This is a genomic window from Pseudomonas sp. Fl5BN2 (assembly GCF_009908205.1).
Taxonomy (GTDB): domain Bacteria; phylum Pseudomonadota; class Gammaproteobacteria; order Pseudomonadales; family Pseudomonadaceae; genus Aquipseudomonas.
This window is the reverse complement of sequence record NZ_JAAARL010000016.1, coordinates 14919-31452: the sequence shown is the minus strand read 5'-3', so window position 1 is coordinate 31452 and position 16534 is coordinate 14919. Positions and strand designations below refer to the sequence as shown.

Sequence of the window (16534 nt, the reverse complement as noted above, 5' to 3'; positions counted from 1 at the left end):
GACCACCGCATCCAAGCCCGATGCAGGCCCGCCCGACGCTGCAGCCGACACCCGCGCCGACCGCGGTCGGGGTCGGGGTCGGTTGCGGATCAGCGTCGCTTGAACAACGCAACGCTTTGCGCCACTGTCTCGGCACTTTTTCCGGCGGAGCCCGAACATGCTGTTCATCCTTCCAGCAGTCGTTGCATTGGCCTTGATCCTGGTGCTCTGGCGCCGGCAGAAGGCCCTCGCGGCCTTGCGCCGCGAAGTCCATATCCGCAACTTCAGCCTGCCGCCGCGGCTGTTCGCACCGCTGCGTACCCAGCATCCGCACCTCAGCCTCAAGGACTGCCAACTGGTGGCCCAGGGCTTGCGCCAGTTCTTCCTGGCCTATCTGAAAAGCGGCGAGCGCTATGTGTCAATGCCGTCCCAGGTAGTGGATGACCTGTGGCACGAATTCATCCTGCACACCCGCGACTACCAAGCCTTCTGTGATCAGGCTTTCGTCCAATTCCTCCATCACACCCCGGCGGCGGCCCTCGGCCAGAACCCCGAGCAGCAGAGCAACCAAGGCCTGCGCCGGGTCTGGCGCCAGGCCTGCCTGGAGGAAAACATCAACCCGGCCAGCCCCAGTCGCTTGCCGTTGCTGTTCGCCCTGGACACCAAGCTGAAGATTGCCAACGGCTTTCACTATGTCGCCGACTGCCAGTCCCTGCGCCGCCTCACGGACAACGGCACCAGCAGTACGCTGATTCACTGCGGCAGCGACTTGCACGGGGGTGACTCCGGCAGTGACAGCAGCGACAGCTCGCGTTTTGGCGGCGATGGCGACAGCGCCAGCAGTGACGGGAGCGGTGGCGACAGCAGCGGTTGCGGCGGCGGGGGCTGTGGCGGCGGAGGTGGCGACTGAAGACCAGGGATCACCTGCACCTCAGGCCGTCACCCGGCTACGCACCCTGGCTCAGAGTGGATTGCACCCGGCGGCCTTGGCTTGGCTGGCCGACACTGCGGGGCGAAATGGCTCCAGGTTCCACGGGGTCTTGTTGCGGTAATTGACCAGCACACACCCCAACTGCACGCGCATGCTGCCCGTGGCCTTTTCCTCGTTGCGCCAGTTGTCATCGTTGCCCCGCAAGGCAAACAGCTGGTCATACAACGCGCTCAATTGCGCCTCCGGCAAGGCCCGGCCGGCGGCGGTGGGCACCACGCTGAGGGTCCATTCCTGCTTGCCGCTGCCCGGATCGTGGCGCTGGATCCAGTCGGCGGAAGCAATGTACTGCGGGGCCTTGGCCGGCAGCGGATTGCAACCTGCCTTGGCCGCCTCCTGCGGGCTGACGGTGGGCCGGAATGGCTCCAGGTTCCACTCGTTCTTGCCCGGATAGTTGTGGATCAGGCATGCCAGTTGCGCACGCATGCTGCCCGCTGACTGCTCATTGTCGCGCCACTGGCGATCGGCACCGTGCAGGGCCAGCAGTTCCTGGTACAGGGCTGCTTGATTGCTGCTCTGAATCGCCTTGCCCTGGGCTGTCGGGATGACATTCAGGGTCCATTCGTTCTGCTGCGTACCCGGGTCAAAACGCTCGACCCAAGCCGCCGAGGCGATGTATTGCCGGGCCGGCTTGATGGGCTCAGGCGCCGAAGCCTGGGCGAAGTCCACCGCCTGATCCGCCGCGACATAGCTAAAGCGCCGCTCCGGGGGCTGGGTGAAGTCCAGGCGCAGGATCGGCACCGTATAGCCCTGGGCCTGGAGCTTCTTCTGGAAATTGCGCGCGCTGCTCAGCCCGTCCTCGGGCTTGGGCGGCGCCTGGTCGCCCCGAGTGGCGAAATTCTGAGTGCTGTGGACGTTGTAGATAAAGGCATCGATGTACGGCAGGTTGGCGCTGCCATCATTGCTCGCCGAAGCATTTTTCAGCATCAGTTCATTGACCTGGGCGCTGTAGGCAAAAGGGTCCTTGGCGCTGGTGCCGGTCCGCGACTCATGCACCTGGATCATCGCCTGCCAGTCACTGGGGTGCTCGACGTTCCACGAACACTGGTTGGTCTGGATCGGTCCCTTGAGCAGCCCAGTGTAACGTTGGGTCCATTGCTGGGCGGTGGTCACCCCGGCTTCGGAGCAGGTACCGTAGGCCAGTTGCGCGTTGCGGTTGCTCATCGCCGGTTGCGCGGCCCGGGGCGGTTCGCGGTTGTCGAAATAGCCGCAGCCGTACCATTTGCGCTCCGGCCCGGTACCGCCGTCGAAGGCGTAGATGCAGGTCCAGCCCTGCTCCTTGACCGGCAGGCTCAAGGCGCGGGCATCCATGGGAGTGCGCAGGATGAAACCCGCCGGATGGATGAGGATGCGGGTGCTCAGGTCTTTGCGAATCCATGAGTAGGAAGTGGCGCCGATCTTGATCGCGTAGGGGCTGTAGTCCCAGGGGTTGAAGGGCCCGTCGTTGACCATGCGCAAGGTCACGCCGCTGCAATAGTAGTGCCCGCGGGGCGCGCCAGTGTCGGGTTCCTGGCAGGCGCTGCTCAGGCTGTTGTAGTTGCGGTTGATGCGCTCCAGGGTCAGCAGCGGATCAAGCGGCGGCTGGGCCGCCAGGGCGGAAAATGCCAGGGGCAGAGTCCACCCCAGGAACAACGAAATACGGGCTGTCGAGTGCATGGGCGACCTCCTTGTCGCAGCGCTGGATAGGCATCTGAAAGGCAGCGTAGACCAGCGTCGGAGCACCGCCAGGGATTTTTATCGGGCTAGGGAAACGGACGATTCAGAGGGGCATAGCGCTCAAGGAACGGCGCATTGCGCGCCGCTCCCGTGACAGCGTTTGATCAGGCAATGATGTCAGTCACTGCCGCCTGGCCGACGGTACCCACGGCAAAATCTACCGTGCCGTGACCGGTCAGGTCGATCATCAGGCTGGTCTGGTTGGTTTCAGCGTAGTAGGTCAGGATCGCGTCGCCGGCATGGCCGGTGAAGCCGCTGACGAAGTTCAGGGTGGCGCCACCGCTGGCAAATTGCGGGATGCCGGTGAGGTCGATCTTGTCCTCGCCACTGACGAAATCCATGATCCAGTCCGGGGCATCGAAGGTCGAATCCGATGCTGCGCCGAACACGAAAGTATCGGCCCCGGCACCGCCCCACAGCGTATCGCCGCCACCACCGCCATAGATGATGTCGTCGCCGGCACCGCCTTCGAGGATGTTCGCCGCCGCGTTGCCGATCAGCAGGTCATTGCCCGAGCCACCGATAGCGTTTTCCACAGTCACGCCGTGGGCGATGGAGACGTTGCCCACCAAGCCGCCGACATCGGAGAAGCCGCCGGCATTGAGGTTGATCTTCTGGTTCTGGCTGAAACCGGAGAAGTCCAGGGTGTCGTTGCCACCGCCGTCCCACACTGCGAATACCAGCTTGTCGGTGTTGGAATGGGCGCTGTAGAAGTCACGGCCGGTGTTGGAGTTGAAGCCGTACACGGTGTCGTCGGCGCGGGTTTCATGGTTGGCGCCATAGAGCTTCTGCACCGCCACGATATCGTCCAGCAACGGTGCCGAGGCGTAGGCGCCACTGCCGTCCTTGCTGAAGTTCTGCCCGGTATTGCCCTCACTCCAGTAGCTCATCAGGCTGTAGCCGCGAGTGTCCTGGGCATAGGTCACGTCGTTGTAGGTCGGGTTGCCGCTGCCGGCGTTGTACACCCCCGGATGGGACAGGCCCAGGGTGTGACCGATTTCGTGGGTCAGGGTCTGGCGGCCGTAGTTGCCGTTGCCTGGAGTCTCGTTGACCCGGTATTGGTCGTTGATCAGGTACCAGGACTGGCCGTCGTAGCTGCCGCCGGAGGGCAGGTAGGCAAAGGCGGCGCCGCCGGTGCTGACGTTGTAGTTGCCGAAGGTCATGTGCCCGTCGCCACCCTTGGCGGCTTCGCTGAAGGTGACGTTGGCCACGTCGGCCCAGGATTGCAGGGACAGCAGGGTCTGGGCTTTCTGCAGTGCGCTGAACTCGCTGAAGGTGCCCAGCTTCGAGTTGTAGTTGGCCGGTTTGTCGGTGAGGAAGCTGTAGCTCAGGTCGATCTTGCCGTCGCCATTCTGGTCATGCCAGGACAGGCCCTTGCGCAGGATCGAGTCTGCCGCCTGGTCCGCGGTGAACGATGGCTTGCCGTTCACCAACTGGCTACCGCCACGGTCATACAAGTGGCTGAAGGCCTGGACCTGTTGAAAGGCATTGCTGGCCTCGGCGGCCGAATTGATCCCGTACTCAGTTGCTTTTGACATTGCTACGTCCTTGTTCCAGACAAAAAAAATCTGATAGAACACACGCGACCCCGCCTGCGAGATCGTCCTATCACTCGCCCATTGAGGCGCAAGAAACCTGACATATCCGTCGGCCTTGCGTCCACGGTTTTTTTTGTCCTACAAAAGCCCGAAACCGCTCTGGCCCGGGGCAAATATTCCACTCGCGCAAGACCCGGGCAGGCGATAGTCTAGGCACTGATCCGGGGCGCAAAAGGGGGCTGCAACGACGGCACCTGCGCCTTTTCCAAAAGGAGTCGATGATGCGCAAAATCCTGCTGCTGGGCCCTTTGTTGATCTTTGCCGGCGTCGCCCACGCCGAAGGCATCCCGTTGTTCAATGTCTCCTGCCCCGGCAACCTGGCCGTCAGCGCCGACCAGGGCGGGCCGGTGTATATCAACGGTAAGGAGGTCAAGAACAGCGCTGTGGATGACCGGCATTTCCAGGTCAAGACAGCAGAAATCAGTCTCGCCATCAGCGTCGAAGACGACGATGCGGTGACCGTGAAGTACACCGACAAGCACGGTGCCAGCGGTCTTTGTGAAGCCGTGGACGATTGAGCTACCTTCGCCCTTCCCTCACCCGACCGCCAAGAGTCGCCCATGCAAATTACCGCAATCCCCTTCGCCACCACTGACTGGTCCAGCATCACTCCTACCGAGCATCGCGGCGAAACCGGCAGCGCCTTCTGGCGCACCCGGCAGTTCGGCGCGATGCGCGTGCGCATGGTGGAGTACACCCCGGGCTACCTGGCCGATCACTGGTGCTCCAAGGGCCATATCCTGCTGTGCCTGGAGGGTGAACTGCACACCGAACTGGAGGACGGCCGGCTGTTCGTGCTGACCCCGGGCATGAGCTACCAGGTGGCGGACAACGCCGAACCCCACAGGTCCTTCACCGCGGTAGGCGCCAAGTTGTTCGTGGTCGACTGAAGCGCTTCAGAACAAGCCCATCTGCCCACCCACCAGGGTGCTGAAATCGTCCTGCACGAACGGCAAGATGGCGTCCGCCACTGGCTGCAACTGACGGCTCAGGTAGTGCTCGTAGTCGATGGCAGCGCGGCGGTTTTCCAGAGGCTCGGGGCCGGCCAGGGTGATCACGTAGCTGATCCAGCCGCCGTTCTGGTATTGCAGCGGCCGGCCCTGTTCACGGTTGTAGTCATCCGCCAGGCGCGCCGCACGCACGTGCGGCGGCACATTGCGCTCGTAATCACCCAGGGGCCGGCGCAGGCGCTTGCGGTAGATCAGCAGTTCATCCAGTTGCCCGGCCAGGGTGCGTTGCACGTAGTCACGCAGATAGTCCTGGTAGGGCTGGCGATGGAAGATCCGCTGATACAGCTCCTGCTGGAACTCCCGAGCCAGCGGCGACCAGTCGGTACGTACGGTTTCCAGGCCCTTGTAGATCATCTCCTGGCGGCCATCGGCGCGTTGCACCAGCCCCGCATAACGCTTCTTGCTGCCCTCCTCGGCGCCGCGGATGGTGGGCATCAGGAAACGCTTGTAGTGGGTTTCGAACTGCAACTCCAAAGCGCTTTCCAGGCCGTACTGCTGCTGCAGATGTTCAGCCCACCACTGGTTGACGTGCGCCACCAGCCCACGGCCAATGAGCGCCGCCTGCTCCTCGTCATGCAGGCCGCCGAGCCAGACGAACGTCGAGTCGGTGTCGCCATAGATCACCTGATGCCCCTGGGCTTCGATCAACTGCCGGGTCCGCGCCATGATCTCGTGGCCACGCAGGGTGATGGAGGACGCCAGGCGTGTGTCGAAGAAGCGGCAGCCACTGGAGCCGAGCACGCCGTAGAAGGCATTCATGATGATCTTCAGGGCCTGGGACAGCGGTGCGTTGTGCTCACGCTTGGCCACCTCGCGGCCTTCGGCGACCCGGGTGATGATCGAGGGCAGGCAATGCCGGGTGCGGGAAAACCTGGCGCCGCGAAAGCCCGGCACCGAGTGTTCATCGTCGGGCTGGCGCAAGCCCTCCACTAGGCCCACGGGATCGATCAGGAAACTGCGGATGATCGACGGGTACAGGCTCTTGTAGTCCAGCACCAGCACCGACTCGTAGAGGCCAGGCCGCGAATCCATGACAAAGCCGCCGGGGCTGGCCTGGGGCGGCAACTCGCCGAGGTTGGGCGCAACAAAACCCTGGCGGTGCATCAACGGCATGTACAGATGGGTGAACGCCGCCACCGAACCGCCGTTGCGGTCGACGGGCAGGCCGGTGACCGTGGCCCGCTCCAGGAGGAAGGTCAGCAGCTCGGTCTTGGCGAAAATCCGCGTCACCAGTTCGCAGTCCTTGAGGTTGTAGCGGGCCAGGGCCGGCTTGTCCTCGGCGAACATGCGGTTGATTTCGTCCATGCGCTGGTAGGGGTTGTCGATCGACTTGCCTTCCCCGAGCAGGGTCTGGGCGACGTTTTCCAGGCTGAAAGACGGGAAGCTCCAGGTCGCCGAACGCAGCGCCTCGATACCGTCGATGATCAAGCGCCCCGCCGCCGAGGCAAAGTAATGGGTGCGGCTGCCGTGCTCGCGCCATTGCATCTCCGCGCCGTCGCGCCCCAGGCGCAGGGGCACCGCCAGGCGCCGGGCGTGCTCGTGGAGTACCCGCAAGTCGAACTGCACCAGGTTCCAGCCGATGATGGCATCGGGGTCATGCACGGCCAGCCACTGGTTGAGCCGTTCCAGCAACAGCTCGCGACTGGCACAGAACTCCAGGTCGAAATCCACCGCGCTGTCGTCGTCCCGGGGCTTGCCGAGCATGTACACCTGGCGCTGGCCGCAGCCTTCCAGGGCGATGGAATACAGCTCGCCGCGTTCACTGGTTTCAATGTCCAGGGACACCAGTTTGAGCCGTGGCCGGTAATCTGCCGCCGGCTTCATCTGCGCTTCCAGCAACAGGCCAGCGGGGCCCGGCTGGCCACCGAAAGTCACCGGGGCGGTGATGAAGCGCTCCATCAAGTAGCGTTCCGGCGGCCGTACATCGGCCTCGAACACTTCGACCCCGGCACGGCGCAGGGTCTTTTCCAGGCGCATCAGTTGATTGTGCTGCGGGCAATACATCCCCAGCACCGGACGCTGGTGGAAGTCACGAAGTTGCAAGGGCCGCAGCTCGACATCGCGGTCGTCGGCCAGCAGGCGCTCGGCCTGGGCACGCTGGAACACCGGGACAAAGGCCACAGAGGTCTGCAGCGGCAAGCGGATCCGACGTGGCCCCTGATCGGTGGCCAGCCAGAACTCGACTTCCGTGCCCGCCGGCGTATCGCGCCAGTGCCGAGTCAGGACGAAGCCTTGTTGTACATCCACCGCTGCAACCTCAGAGTTTTTCAAGACGCCGATTCTACCTGCCCTGGCCGGTGAAAGGGTGTCTGGATGATGGCTTTGCGGCTTTTGTCAGACAATATGTAGTGCCTTGAAATTTTCACTACAAAACCGTTGACGAGAGGATTTCGCCCTTGCATGATGCAGACGTCTCCCCGATCGGGGGACAAGGCAAAGGTGTTATGAGCAAGCTCGTCTGACCGCCGAGCTGTGACCCGGATGTGTACTGCCCACAAGGCAGATTGATGAAACTGACCTGGCAAGATCGTCCAGTACAAAGGACAGAAAGCTGGCAAAAACTCTTCAAGATGCTTGTGGCCGATGGCAGGGATATCGGCAGCTTGATCCAGGTTTGCGCTGCTTTTCTTCGTTGTGACGCTATTGCGTAGCAGTTAATCAAGACCACTACACGCATCAGGCTCTGGGCCTTATCTGTATCCGACAGACACCCTCTGTCGCCCTGTTTACGGTATCAGGGTTCAACTTACCGACGTAGCAAGATGACTTAGCGAAACAACTTAGACAGATCGATAAATGGTCAAGGGGGCTACAAATGAATCTTAATAACCAACCCACTACTGATGAATTGGCACGTATGTTCGCCGCACAGAAAGACAGCCACGACAGCCACATCCTGTGGATTGCCAAGTCGGGCCAAGTGCATATCGACTGCCTGTCGCCCCACAGCCATGAAGCAGAGTTCGACCAGAACAACCGGGACCTCGCGGCCCGCCTGAAGATGTACCGCCGTGGCCAGGGCTACGTCGGCAAAAAGGCCGCCGCCGACAAGGACTTCATCGCCCGGGTGCTGCAAACCCTGAAGAGCGAATGGCAGTTGTTTCGGGACAGCTCGGAAGTTCGGGTCATTGATCGGTATTGCTGAGTCATGTGGTCAATTGGTTAATCACAGACTATTGAAACAATAATAAAAATGGGGCGCCCTTCAAGAGCGCCCTTTTTTATTGGGTTGAGCATCGGCAACGGAGCCGGCCCTAAATTCAAAACTGATCGAAAAACCGACGTTCAAGAACTCAGTTGTTTTCTTTGCCGATAGTACCCAACCCGGCATCTTTGACCAGATACCGATTCTCCACATCGCTCAGCACCTGCAGACGCTTACAAACCATGCTAGGCGCATGCAATGCTTCCGCAAAGACCCCTTATAAAATCGAGCCAATCAACAGGCTAGCAACTGACTCTGGCGCAAGGCGCTATCGGAGTTGCCCCTCCCCTTTGCACCGTTTTTTTCGACCCCATTTTTTCACAAATTGACAACGACGGTTCTAGCCAACATATCGCCAAGTCGACGACGAAAACCAAAGAAGACAAATACACCATCCAGAATGCTGAACAGCGCCTTAGGCACATTTCTCAAGGCTGATTGCAGAACGGTACAGGGCGGGCCATAAGGAAAGCCAACCACAGACATCTTGAATAGACGCTTGCCCAGACTTTGCCCATTGGGCAGCGCATCGCAAAACAGAAAATAGGCGAAAGCAAGCAAGGTCAGGAAATAATCAACCCCCTGAAAAACCGTCAGGCTCAGCTCTGAACTGAAGCGGACGGACAAGTGCAGCATGACGCTTTTCAAAAACAGAACAAAAAATACAACTGCCATATCAACAACGTATCCAGCCAGCCGCTTTATAGGGCTTGCCAGATCATAAGTACCTATTGAGCTAATTGGTTCTACCTGACTCACTTTGTATCTCTCCATCAATAAAATAGGGCTATCCCCGGCAATGCCGGGAGTACTTACTTAAAGGTCCAATGCTAACGTTATACCGTCCATCAAAAGTCTATCACTGACACCATGGGAAGTGACATAGATTTTTGCGCACTAGTAGCTGGATTTGAAATGCTTATTGAATAATTGCAGGTGTTACATGGGAGCCTTACGAGGCTAATGGCTCAGGTAATTCCCCAGCTCATTTTGTCGTATATAGATTCACCCATCGCTCTCAGCGTCATAATATCTGTATAAATCGGCATCTGGCCAAAACTCGTCATATGCCGTAAGCACTCCTCGTAGAGCTTCACTACGGGGATTTTACGGAGGGTTCATTTTTGCAACCACAAACTCTTTAATTTCCGGCCACTGAAGCTCTCGCATACAAAACGCCACAACCTCAAATGGAGAGTTAGTAGACATTAATATATATTCAAATCCACAGATGAATTCTTTTTTATACTCTAAATTGCCCCTGACAAACTCCAAAATCCTCAACAGAGACATTTCAAATGAATAGCCCAGCAATTCCGGGGCTATTTTTCACTCTTCGCCCCAGAAACCAGATGATAATGAATACTCTCCCTTTTTAAGAACTTCACACCATCCAAACCCAGGATAAAACATATCAAGATCAATTATTTGGTAGAGACCACTTTCAATCTCTTTCAAGGCAATCAAACTGTTTGCATAGTGAGTATACTGACCGCCACCACCTGCAACAGCTCTTGACTCTAACTCCTTACGATCCCATTCCAATACTATTCCGGATGACTCAGGAACTGTATCTGAAAAACAAATCTCAAAAATTTCGGACCTTTTTCACAAACTACGCACCTCCCCTTAATGAAAGGGGATGCCAATCAGGCCTGTTCGACGGCGACGAACTAATCGGGGCCGCGCTCAGGACTCAAAAAAATGTGAAACCTGTGTTCGTTTCAATCGGCCACCGAATCTCCCTTGAAACCGCCTGCCACTGGGTATTGAACGTCACACGCCACTATCGATTACCAGAAACAACTCGACTTGCAGATCGATATGGAAGGCAATTCTACGAACAGAACAAACACCTCATCACCCCGCCAAACTAACCTTCCGATTGTTTAAATACACATCACATTCGGGTCGAAGCATCTGAAACTGTACGCACCCTTCACGCCACCAGTCAAAGCAACGCTTAGCAGCCACAATTTTCAATACACTCAACTGCTGAAGATTCTTCAAACACTGCAGGAGTTCCGGTGTCCCATTGACACCATCCAACTCCAACTCTCTGATACGCCGCTCATTTTCGCCCAAAAAAATGTAATCAATCACGGCCGTGTCAATACCATCCCCACTGAGTAAAACTCGGCCCGCACACTTAAGAGAGGAGAGCTCCGCTTTATCACATAACACAGGAAACCTTATGCAGCCAATCACTTTCGGCAACCTAGAAAAGTAGTCGCCCAACAAAGTCAACCGCTCCAGCCCTTCCAATGAGAATTTCAATGAAAACATAAAAACATTATTTTGGTGAACCGTCATCGCTTCCAGCCCGCCGCCTTCGAACCACTCATAACTCTGTGGAACATCCTCACCGATCTCGACAGTACGCAACTGGCCATCTGGAAAGTATGTTACTTCCTCTATCACCCAGCCATATTCATACAAGCGCTCGCTGACACATACATCTCCGCTGAACTCATAGGAAAAGCCATTGTAGACCTTACCTTCCCAATAAAACTGCTCCCCCGTATAGTCTCGTTCCATTTCGATACCATTGCGCACCTCCCCAAGAATAAACTCGCTACGGTAGACATCAACAAAGCGGCCTTCCTCATACATACCGCCCCCCACCACATGACCACTCGAGAGTTCCAACACGCCCCCGGTGTATGGCACCCCCCGAAAAGTCCACAATCCACCCTGGTTGCTTAGCGCATTTTTTTTGATAATCATCAGTGCTTCCTTCCGGTAATCACATCGGCATGCTTCAGTACACCGCTGCAGTTCGAGCACGCCTCGAATTTATCCCCTTGACCCTGCCTAGGTGCCAGCTTGTAAGTGGCCACTTTCACATCATCAATTGATACCTTTGGGTACCGAGTAAGTCCTCGCTGCTGCTCTGGTGGGTGGTCAGGGTGCGGTCGTTGATCACGTCCCCCTCGGTGGTGGTCAGGGTTACGTCACGCCCGGCGATGATGCCCCCGGCGCGGTTAACCAGGTAGCAGTGGTGCTGCAGGAACTGTCGCTGGTGTGCAGCATTTTGCTGCGCGATGGGTGTGATTTGATGGATGTGACGACAAGGCGAATACAGGAGCAGGTGCTTCAGTAAGCAAAAAAGGGCGGCTTGAAGGTCGCCCTTCTTCTCTTGTGATTGTCGGATACCGATCGACCAAAGGTCTACTGCCGCTTTAAAGTCGGCGGGACTGAAGTCGATCGAAAGTATAGGACTATTTCGCACTTTCTTAGACTACTACATCCCCCCGGGGCTTCATGAAAAACCTTAAGAAGGGCTGAACGCCTAAACCACCGCTCTTTCTAAAGTAAAAACCCAAAAACAACTCATAAAAAACTCACAACTCATAACGTGGATCCGATTTAATACATGGCCCCACTACCTCATCCCAAACAGCCTTTCCCTTTAGCTGCCAAGGGCTAGGGTCAAGCATATTAAAGATAAACCCCATAACAACTCTGACAACCAAATTAAAATCAGACCGACTCAACTCATCAAAAGAATAGTACCTTAAGAAAAGTCCTTCCTCACTCTTAACTTGAGAGTGCACACCAAAATATTCCGGCAATAGTGCAGCATCCAAAAGTTCACCAAACGCATCCCATGCAGAGCCATTAACAACCCCACCAAGATATTGATACCCCTCAGGCCTAGGCATATTTTTAGATACCCAAACAGCCCCACCCATAACTACCTCACAACAATAAATCTTGACTACTGCCCAGCAGACAAAGTCTTAATATAGTCTAGAAAAACCCTCTGACTACTATCATTAAGAACTCTAAAGTCGACCGGCACAATATCCGCCTTTTCTAGATGACCAATAACATTAACCTTTTCTCTGCCGGACACCATATTTTTCTCAAAAACCTTATTTATCCCCTCAACCTCTTTAACACTCAAATGACCGGTCGGCAGGTTGTCGAGGCTGGCGGCCGCCGTGGCCAGGGTGCTGCGGCTTTCAATCAGGCCCTTGCGGTTGTTCAGGGCGCCACTGAGTTCCAGGTCGATCTGCCGGGCGCTGATCTGGCCACCGCGCTCGCCACTGCTGTCTAAGTCTACGACCAATCACCAACGCACTATCCTCAATAACAACATAATTATATATTCCTGCACCCTGGGCCAGCTCCGTGTCTACGATAAGTGTTGCCCACCCTTTTGGATGACCTGGAAACTGGTTTGAAAGGCTCGGAGCTTGTTGGTCTTTTGCAGAGACTAGTGCTCCTTTTGTAGGAAGCTGATCAAGCACCGTATTCGGCGCCTTATTCGTCAGATCAGGCTCTTTCGAGTTTCTCCTAATACGCTCAAAAACCGCCTTTTCTGCATTAACCAAGGCCCCCGCTTCTTGACCATTTCCTTTTGCTGCGGAGGCTCGGGCGGTAGGGAGTTACAACGATAGATAGGAGTAAGATCCATGACGACTCTCAATCGATACATGCCTGTTACAGGCCGTAACTGCAATATTCCCTCACTGCTGATCGATACCCAAGCCCCCATTGACGTCCTGCACGATGCAGCGGCGTATCGCACTCGTGCCGTGACTCAGCTGCTGGAGAACTTCGCAACTTCTGATGAAGCGCCAAAGGCGCAGTGGTGCTGCAGGAATTGTCGCTGGCGTGAAGCATTTTGCTGCGCGATGGGTGTGACTTGATGGATGTGACGACGAGGCGGATGCAGGAGCAAGTGCTCCAGTAAGCCAAAAAGGTAGCTTGATCAGGCTGTGTGAAAACGCAGCCTGTTGAAAATTCACATAAACAGAAAGGGGTGGTATAAAACCGCCCGGCTTCAACCTTGATATCTAACTAAAAGCGCAGTATCCGTCCAGATCAAAAAACACATTCCGCCAAAGTCAGCAACCACTTTCACAATCTAACAGAAAGATACTCCTCACTCTCCAAAAGAGTATAAACGTCTTTCTTACAATCAAAATACACCTGAGCATCATCATATATCACTCGCCCTCCGAACGCTTTTCCTATCGCACAAGCAACAGCCACTGAAAACAACATATTATGTTTCGAGCCCCTTGTAACCTGAGCAACAATAGGCAAATCCATTTCTGAGATCTCTCTCAAATCCTCAGCCACTTCCATAAAACTAATCCAACAAAGAGGCTTCTGCTCTTGATCATGCACAAAGACAAAACTATTAATTAGCTCCCCCCCTCCGCCAAGACTCACACCAACCCTTAGCTGACCTGCCGATATAAAAAAACCGGAAAGAAAGTTAAACAGCCCGCCCAAGATACTCTTAAAATCAGGAACCACCCTGATCGGAACAAACAAACCAGCCGACATCATTCCCACCATTTATATTGAGAAACTCGACCAGAGGATATATTCATCCAGCCATCCTGAGTCTTATATAAATATTACTCACCGCCCCTCACCAACAACATTTGAGACTGCCCCCCGACTTAAAGTGACTTAACATTTTCTCCATGGACACTCCTGCACTAGCTGCATCAATATACAAGCCCCCCTTATACCCAGCTTTAGCCACATCCTCAGCACCACTAAGAATATTTCTTCTAACCGAATTTATACTAGCCTCTTTGATTGTCTTAAGTTGAACAGAAACACCATCAAGCCAGCCATCAATGCCCGCAAAGCTAGGTGTATCGCCCCCCTTAAACTCACCACCTCTAAATGAAACGATATCAGACACCTGTTTAAACTCGTGCTCCTCTAAAGCCCCCTAACTACAGACCCTTTCTTTGCTGAAGTTAATGCCAACATAAAGTTAGCATCATTAGCCGCTGACCTATCAATACTTACAACCTTAGTTTCCCCTGAGACTAGATTTTTCGCGGTCTCTTTTGCCGCAGTTATTCGCGTCTAATATAAACTGGAATCACACTATCACCAGAAAAGTCCATCCTGCCACCACCAACCTCAATACTATATTTTACTGGCAATGCCTTAATCCCCATTATGAGCGAGTCAAACTCCGTGATTACATCATCTATCTCGTCAGTATCCTCAATCAAATCCTGCTCCAAGAAAAACCTGACATCCAACCCTTGCGAAAAGTCAATTAAAACAGCTCTAAAGTTAGAAGAGATCGCCCCTAACAAAGCTTGCATCAATGCGATAATTATTTGATTCCTAATAACCATACTCATATCATTCCACCAATTTAGGATTCGGGCTTGTAGGAACAATGCTTGGGTTTTTCGTTCCTTTGATTACGAAAACATTTTTCGGCTGGCTGCTTATCCCCGCGCCAATATTTACATTCGTTCCAGTGACTCCATCAACTCGAACTACAGGAAAACCCTGGGCATTTTTACCTAAAATAACTGCATTACCAGAGCGGTAAGCATCTAAAACTTTCTGCGCATCAGCGGCATTGCTCAAATCCCCCCCTTTACCTCGCTCAGCCAGTTGAGGGGTTCCCTCTAGATGTCTTAACTGTTTCTGGCGACTAATTTCCGCAGAAACTTCAGGGAAATCTTTAGGTGTAAATGTTCCTTTTGCCGCTACACTTAAAAATACTAAACCCAAAAACGATAAGAAGAATTAATTATTAATATGCTTATTAAAATACAACCAACAAATACCACCGTCGCGCTTACGTAGGTATATTTTCCAGTAACTCATTAACTTTATCAGTATCTTCCGGATGAAATTTTAGATACCTTTCACAGGCGAGCCTGACGTAGTGATAACAGGTTTCCTCATTAACTGTGACGATATCATCTTCCGTTGGAGGATAGCCAACAGCAAACTGAACTCCTTCAAAATGCTCCTCCTTCTCACAACTACTCATGTCTGGGAAAAAACAATATACACCATCAAGCATAAATGACTCTTTTTGAATAATATTTTCTGTGGCATCTAAAAATCTATCATCAGAGTGCATAATATTAAAATAACCTACTATAATCTCATTCAGCCCAGAACAAACATCTGACATATCAAATAAATTCTCACTCATATGTATTTTATTAATCCTCCGCTATTAGTTGGGATGAAAATCTCTTACTACACCAGTCGCTTTATCGACATATACTCTAAAACCAACACCACCAGCAGCAACGTTAGTAACTCCATTAGGAGTTGCCATAGCCGTTTTATAACCACTAGCGGCGGCTTGTTGACCTAATTCTAATATTTTCTGATCTGTAAAAATCTTAGGATCATAAATTGTCTTTTCAAATGGCTTCGAACCATTACCTTTATAACCTCCAGTAAAATTCCCTGATGCATCTTTAGCAGGCACTTTGTACTCAACATGAGTAATTCCCTTAACACCTGTAGGTGTTTCACTTACAATATTTATACCTTTGTCTTTTACTAAACTATAAAACGCATCAGCATTATGTCCACCTGAAACCCCAGTTTCCTGCGTAAATCCATCAACAGTCGCTAGATGTTTAGGCTGATCAATTCGGAAACTAATCCCATCAGGAAATGTAGTCGCCCCTTTTGCAGCGATTAGCCTTTGTAAATATCAAGCCAGTCAGCAGAATCAAACGCGCCCCTATTTTTCAAAAACTCAGAGTTCTCTTGCGACTTGGCCAATACGGCACCAAGAACCGCGTGAGCCATGACTCGGGCTTCAAGATTGTCGGTGATACTTTCCTTGATCAGCCCAGCCAGATAAGGGGCCGATGCGCCCACCAACGCCTGGCTGAAATTGCCATTGGCGTGTTCGACGTCGCGGCTCAGGGTAGCGACGTCCTTATTCTGCTGGCCTGGGTCACGAATCTCCAAGGTGCCGTTGGAGATTGCCGATGAACTGGTACCGCTGGCGCTCTGAATCTGGCGCCTAGATTCCGCCGTACTCCTGAACTCGACTACTTCATTATTCTAACCAACATAAATTAGATCTTTGCCTAACTAAAAATCACCAACATAAAAAGGAAAAACCACATCCCCCCCCCGATAAATCTCAAATACTAATCGATGCATATTTTTCACACTCTCTGCATTTTTATGCAATATTCTCTGAAGCCCCAATCCATATTCAACATATAGCACGACACCTTGACACACCTTTACCTCCTCCAAAAATAGTTGCTCCCCA

General features: G+C 54.1%; 21 protein-coding genes and 1 pseudogene. 6 read left to right on the top strand and 16 right to left on the bottom strand.

From position 1 onward, the window contains the following. Positions 1-157 precede the first annotated feature (157 nt). Positions 158-889 carry a glycine-rich domain-containing protein gene (locus GV819_RS21705; RefSeq protein ID WP_161758098.1) on the top strand — a complete coding sequence of 244 codons (732 nt, stop codon included), beginning with the start codon at positions 158-160 and terminating at the stop codon, positions 887-889. Positions 890-940: 51 nt separating this feature from the next. On the opposite strand, the gene GV819_RS21700 is transcribed toward GV819_RS21705, so the two are convergent. Together GV819_RS21700 and GV819_RS21695 are read right to left on the bottom strand one after the other, a co-directional pair. Then, positions 941-2623 (bottom strand): DUF2599 domain-containing protein, encoded by a 1683-nt coding sequence (locus tag GV819_RS21700; protein WP_161758097.1) that lies wholly within the window; start codon positions 2621-2623, stop codon positions 941-943. 164 nt (positions 2624-2787) lie between these two features. Further along, the gene (locus GV819_RS21695; RefSeq protein WP_161758096.1) at positions 2788-4221 is read right to left on the bottom strand and encodes a serralysin family metalloprotease; all 1434 of its coding nucleotides are present in this window, start codon (positions 4219-4221) and stop codon (positions 2788-2790) included. 281 nt (positions 4222-4502) lie between these two features. Here GV819_RS21695 and GV819_RS21690 point away from each other — a divergent pair, with 281 nt between their 5' ends. Next, entirely contained in the window at positions 4503-4799 is a 297-nt protein-coding gene (locus tag GV819_RS21690) for a hypothetical protein (RefSeq protein ID WP_161758095.1), read from the top strand. A 42-nt stretch (positions 4800-4841) separates the two neighbouring features. Then, positions 4842-5171: a DHCW motif cupin fold protein gene (locus GV819_RS21685; RefSeq protein ID WP_161758094.1), complete on the top strand. Its 330-nt coding sequence runs from the start codon at positions 4842-4844 to the stop codon at positions 5169-5171. 6 nt (positions 5172-5177) lie between these two features. Here the strand turns inward: GV819_RS21685 and GV819_RS21680 are convergent, their stop codons facing one another. After that, the gene (locus tag GV819_RS21680) at positions 5178-7538 is read right to left on the bottom strand and encodes a DNA polymerase II (RefSeq protein ID WP_161758239.1); all 2361 of its coding nucleotides are present in this window, start codon (positions 7536-7538) and stop codon (positions 5178-5180) included. A 568-nt stretch (positions 7539-8106) separates the two neighbouring features. Between GV819_RS21680 and GV819_RS21675 the strand changes: the two genes are divergently transcribed. Then, a complete protein-coding gene (locus GV819_RS21675; RefSeq protein WP_161758093.1) occupies positions 8107-8436 on the top strand; it encodes a hypothetical protein in 330 nt (109 codons plus the stop codon). Between the two features lie 378 nt (positions 8437-8814). On the opposite strand, the gene GV819_RS21670 is transcribed toward GV819_RS21675, so the two are convergent. Together GV819_RS21670 and GV819_RS21665 are read right to left on the bottom strand one after the other, a co-directional pair. Continuing rightward, positions 8815-9255 carry an RDD family protein gene (locus GV819_RS21670; RefSeq protein ID WP_368668928.1) on the bottom strand — a complete coding sequence of 147 codons (441 nt, stop codon included), beginning with the start codon at positions 9253-9255 and terminating at the stop codon, positions 8815-8817. Positions 9256-9825: 570 nt separating this feature from the next. Continuing rightward, positions 9826-10041: a hypothetical protein gene (locus GV819_RS21665; RefSeq protein ID WP_178126053.1), complete on the bottom strand. Its 216-nt coding sequence runs from the start codon at positions 10039-10041 to the stop codon at positions 9826-9828. Positions 10042-10052: 11 nt separating this feature from the next. Here GV819_RS21665 and GV819_RS33560 point away from each other — a divergent pair, with 11 nt between their 5' ends. Next, entirely contained in the window at positions 10053-10373 is a 321-nt protein-coding gene (locus GV819_RS33560; protein ID WP_161758091.1) for an endonuclease V, read from the top strand. Here GV819_RS33560 and GV819_RS21655 read toward each other — a convergent pair. From GV819_RS21655 to GV819_RS21640, 4 genes are all read right to left on the bottom strand, one after another. Beyond that, positions 10357-11223, bottom strand: a complete 867-nt coding sequence (locus GV819_RS21655) for a hypothetical protein (protein ID WP_161758090.1) — start codon at positions 11221-11223, stop codon at positions 10357-10359. The two genes, GV819_RS33560 and GV819_RS21655, sit on opposite strands and share 17 nt — an antisense overlap. 115 nt (positions 11224-11338) lie before the next feature. Next, positions 11339-11728 (bottom strand): hypothetical protein, encoded by a 390-nt coding sequence (locus GV819_RS21650; RefSeq protein ID WP_161758089.1) that lies wholly within the window; start codon positions 11726-11728, stop codon positions 11339-11341. Between the two features lie 112 nt (positions 11729-11840). Beyond that, positions 11841-12191 (bottom strand): hypothetical protein, encoded by a 351-nt coding sequence (locus tag GV819_RS21645; protein ID WP_161758088.1) that lies wholly within the window; start codon positions 12189-12191, stop codon positions 11841-11843. A gap of 26 nt (positions 12192-12217) precedes the next feature. Beyond that, on the bottom strand, positions 12218-12571 hold the full coding sequence (locus GV819_RS21640) for a hypothetical protein (protein ID WP_161758087.1): 354 nt from the start codon (positions 12569-12571) through the stop codon (positions 12218-12220). A gap of 346 nt (positions 12572-12917) precedes the next feature. Between GV819_RS21640 and GV819_RS21635 the strand changes: the two are divergent. Next, positions 12918-13198, top strand: a pseudogene (locus GV819_RS21635) (hypothetical protein). Between the two features lie 167 nt (positions 13199-13365). Here GV819_RS21635 and GV819_RS21630 read toward each other — a convergent pair. The 7 genes from GV819_RS21630 to GV819_RS21600 all read right to left on the bottom strand — a co-directional run bounded on the left by GV819_RS21630 (position 13366) and on the right by GV819_RS21600 (position 16221). Further along, positions 13366-13800 (bottom strand): hypothetical protein, encoded by a 435-nt coding sequence (locus GV819_RS21630; protein ID WP_161758086.1) that lies wholly within the window; start codon positions 13798-13800, stop codon positions 13366-13368. A gap of 88 nt (positions 13801-13888) precedes the next feature. Further along, a complete protein-coding gene (locus tag GV819_RS21625; protein ID WP_161758085.1) occupies positions 13889-14170 on the bottom strand; it encodes a hypothetical protein in 282 nt (93 codons plus the stop codon). Positions 14171-14330: 160 nt separating this feature from the next. Then, positions 14331-14627 carry a hypothetical protein gene (locus tag GV819_RS21620; RefSeq protein ID WP_256667561.1) on the bottom strand — a complete coding sequence of 99 codons (297 nt, stop codon included), beginning with the start codon at positions 14625-14627 and terminating at the stop codon, positions 14331-14333. Between the two features lies 1 nt (position 14628). Beyond that, the gene (locus GV819_RS21615; protein ID WP_161758084.1) at positions 14629-15009 is read right to left on the bottom strand and encodes a hypothetical protein; all 381 of its coding nucleotides are present in this window, start codon (positions 15007-15009) and stop codon (positions 14629-14631) included. A gap of 67 nt (positions 15010-15076) precedes the next feature. Continuing rightward, entirely contained in the window at positions 15077-15442 is a 366-nt protein-coding gene (gene cdiI, locus GV819_RS21610) for a ribonuclease toxin immunity protein CdiI (RefSeq protein ID WP_161758083.1), read from the bottom strand. 24 nt (positions 15443-15466) lie between these two features. Beyond that, the gene (locus tag GV819_RS21605; protein ID WP_368668930.1) at positions 15467-15895 is read right to left on the bottom strand and encodes a CdiA family toxin C-terminal domain-containing protein; all 429 of its coding nucleotides are present in this window, start codon (positions 15893-15895) and stop codon (positions 15467-15469) included. Between the two features lie 47 nt (positions 15896-15942). Further along, a complete protein-coding gene (locus GV819_RS21600) occupies positions 15943-16221 on the bottom strand; it encodes a hypothetical protein (RefSeq protein WP_161758082.1) in 279 nt (92 codons plus the stop codon). Positions 16222-16534 lie beyond the last annotated feature (313 nt).